Genomic DNA, 2,270 nt, shown 5'->3' with positions numbered 1-2,270 from the left:
GTTCATAGCGGTGACGTGACATCAAAGACCTCCAAATCCTAGGCCTTTGAATCACTAATACATTCAAATAGCTAGCCTATTTATGAGTGCACAGCCTAGCTTCTCCACCGGGACGGAAGTCTGCAATATAACGTATCAGACTTTACCCTTGATTGATCCAGGCTTTTATAGCGTGACGATCAGGATGAGATACCGTATGCCTCACCAAGATGCTCCCTCTCCTCCAGAGAAACCTGAATGTCCGGTTTTTCCATACGCGCCTCGGCATTCAAACTGTCACCCTGTGTGCGAACTCGCAAACAATTGGGATATCGAGAATCAAAGGCTTGGCTTAGGTGCAAAGATGACGGCGATGGTCATGAAAAGGATTTATAATGATTATCTAATTTTCCTCGTGTCTATTGCACTAAGGTGAGCGGATGTTGGTGTATACAGCCTGGATGTATCGCCCATCCCTGGTCTTTATGGCGTTTTGCTCCAAACCACGACCATGCACGGTCCCAACCGATGATGTCGCTTGCCTGCAGCGCATCTGTGCGCCCTGCAGAAGGTTTGGTAATTGATAGCCTGATGCTTTAGCTGGAAGTAAATAACACATTATTAATACAGGAAGTAGACGGACTGGCAGATAGAGCTTCGCCTTTTAGAGAAGTCATTTTTGGCTTCGCTATTCAAAAACTTAAATAATTTATTGGTACGTGAACTTATTGAAGAAACATATGATGGATTACAGAAATATTTGCGCCAGCCGTAAAAAAATTAGCAAGATTAACGAAATAAGTGTTCATAGGGAAGTCTTAAAGACATCGTCGGCGTTGAAATGTGCAGAAAGATTGTTGAGTGTAACACTTTTAGCCATGATAAGCGCAACAATGACAGCGCCAATATTACTCTCTAGTAGCTATCAGGCCAATGCTGAGGATCTACGAGGAACAGGAAACGGCAATGGTGGCGGTGGCTCGGGCGGAGGGAAGAGTTTTAATGGCGGCGGCGGCGGCGGCGGCGGTCGTAACTGGAGCGGCGTAAACCTGGCTGGCGGGCGTGGCGGTGATGGCGGCATTAATGGGGAGAGTGGTGCTTCGAATGGAACTTATTCTGCAGGTAGCGGCGGCGGCGGCGGCTATGATGGCGTTCGTTTTGGTAAAGGGGGTATGTATGGTGGTGATGGGGGCGATGCGTTTGGAGCGAATGGGAAGAATGCGACTTATCAGGATGGCGTAGAAGGTAGTGCAGGAGGAGGCGGCGCAGTTGGTGCACTCACAATATTGCCACAAGATACCACAATTAAGGGCGGTGACGGAGGACACGGCGCCACCAGCATCATTGATGGAAGAGTAACAAGCGCTGGAAGTAGTGGCGGTGGAGGCGCAGGGTTATTCCTGGCGACGGGCACCAGGGCTGCAACGCATGAGGGATTACTTATTCTCGGTGGCAATGGGGGTAGCTCTGGCGGTGGCGGCGGCGGTGGGGCTGGCGTAATGCTAAATGGTGAGCTGGTAAATGCTCGAGGCGCCTCAATCATAGCAGGTAATGGTGGCGGTGGAGGTTTTAATGGTGGCGGCGGCGGAGACGGGGTCGCGGTTGTCGGTATTGGCTCGCGTTTTGAAAACTTTGGCACTGTCACTGGTGGCGATGGCGGTCAAAATGCTGGCGATGCGTCCAGATCCGGGAACGCAGGCGCAGGTATACGACTGGGCCACGATGCCTATGTTGTGAATGCCGGGACTGTAAGAGCAGGCCTATCCTACAACTCTGATGCCTCGACGCATACTGGTGCAATTGAGATCGTTGGTGCGAATGCGACGCTGGAATTGCGTGCTGGCTCTGATATTCAGGGTAAGGTCCATGTCGCGGATGGTATTACGGATGCAAAACTGGTCTTTGGTGGTGCACAGGATCTGGCTGTGGATGTCGGCATTGGCATTTATGATGGTTTTGCGAAGGTAGCAAAGACGGGGGCCGGTACACTCACACTGACAGGTGTGTCGACGAGCGCGTTGCCCTGGCGCGTAGAAGAAGGACTAGTGGCGATCTCGCAGGAAGCGAGCTTCGGCAATGACACCTCAACGGTGACCTTGGCGGGTGGTGGCATACAGTTTGGCGCCGATCAGACACTGACGCGTACATACACGCTTGAGGGCGCTCATTCCGTTTTCGATACACAAGCTCATACGGTGACACTTTCGAATAGTCTCGTTGGCAATGGTGGACTGGTCAAGAAAGGCACCGGCACGTTGATCGTGACGGGTGAGAACAGCTATACGGGTGGC

General features: G+C 51.8%; 1 protein-coding gene. It reads left to right on the top strand.

Features of this window, described 5'->3' with window-relative positions; translation table 11 throughout:
• Positions 1-719: 719 nt before the first annotated feature.
• Positions 720-2,270: autotransporter-associated beta strand repeat-containing protein (locus tag ACTJKP_RS26745; protein ID WP_440632815.1), on the top strand; the 1,551-nt coding region annotated here is incomplete at its 3' end.

It is taken from the genome of Brucella sp. 22210 (genome assembly GCF_052045675.1).
In the GTDB taxonomy this organism is placed as follows: Bacteria; Pseudomonadota; Alphaproteobacteria; order Rhizobiales; family Rhizobiaceae; genus Brucella.
Note: the sequence above shows the minus strand (reverse complement) of the source record. Positions and strands in the feature narration are given on the sequence as shown.